Below are 973 nucleotides of genomic sequence, written 5' to 3'. Positions count from 1 at the left end.
CTCACTCGTTGTTCAGTTTTCAAAGATCAATGTCTCATCTTTCGTCGCCGACGTTTGTTTCAGCAGCGACCTTTATAATATATCACAGCACCTTTGTTTCAGTCAAGCGTTTTTTTAATTTCTTTTTTCGCTTTAGCTTTCAGCAAGTTATCCGAGAACATCTTGCTCAAAGGGCCGAGACTTAATGTATCATAAATCAACAACCCTCGTCAACCATTAAAACAAAGTTAATTTTAAACCCAGCAGCATTAGTACCCCGGGCAGCCCAAGAATCGTTACTGCGCCTATGGTTGTGGGATTCAGCGGGATGTGAACATCCGTTAGAATACCGGAGAAGTTAACGATATAAATGCCGATTGCAGCCAGAATAAGATGAGTTCCGAATACACTCATCCATGCCCACCCCAGTTTTTTTCTGAATACAATTAGAATTAACAGAAGCCCTGACAGAATCAGCACACCCATTGCAACAGTTCTCAGCATTGCGATCCCCCTCAATAATTATTCCGGTTACATCGGCAGCTGGCTCCGGTTCAGCCCCAGTCTCTTGGCATGCTTAAGATGGATCTGGTATTTACGCTCGGCCGCCTCGAGTATATAGATGGCATAATCAATCTGGTCCTGCCCCATCGCCTCATCAAACATCAGATATGCCCGTTCCCATTCCGACTGCGCTTTGCGGACCTCATGGTATACCGTACCCCACTCTTCTTCCGTATGGGCATTATTCGCCCCTTCTGCATCTCTGCCCAGCCATTTCGTGTTCCACCATCCCATTGCAATCCCCTCCTATGAATGATTACTGGCGCAGCCGGTGCCGCACACCCGTTAATCTCATACATATCGGAATAGGGACAAACTTAGAACCACGAGTCAGTGCTCGTCTGCTCTTTTGTTGAATGCCAGCCGTCTCCTGGAGTCTATACTAGAGTAAAAGGCTGGTATGACCCAGCCCCTCCTCATCAAACCGTAC

General features: G+C 46.8%; 2 protein-coding genes. Both read right to left on the bottom strand.

Going from position 1 to position 973, the window contains the following annotated elements:
• Positions 1 to 216: 216 nt before the first annotated feature.
• Entirely contained in the window at positions 217 to 483 is a 267-nt protein-coding gene (locus tag QW71_RS36155; protein ID WP_200906016.1) for a pro-sigmaK processing inhibitor BofA family protein, read from the bottom strand.
• Positions 484 to 510: 27 nt separating this feature from the next.
• On the bottom strand, positions 511 to 777 hold the full coding sequence (locus tag QW71_RS36150) for a DUF2508 family protein (protein WP_039310972.1): 267 nt from the start codon (positions 775 to 777) through the stop codon (positions 511 to 513).
• Between the last annotated feature and the right edge of the window lie 196 nt (positions 778 to 973).

This window comes from Paenibacillus sp. IHB B 3415 (assembly GCF_000802655.2).
In the GTDB taxonomy this organism is placed as follows: domain Bacteria; phylum Bacillota; class Bacilli; order Paenibacillales; family Paenibacillaceae; genus Paenibacillus_AQ; species Paenibacillus_AQ phytohabitans.
This window is presented reverse-complemented; position numbering and strand designations above follow the sequence as displayed.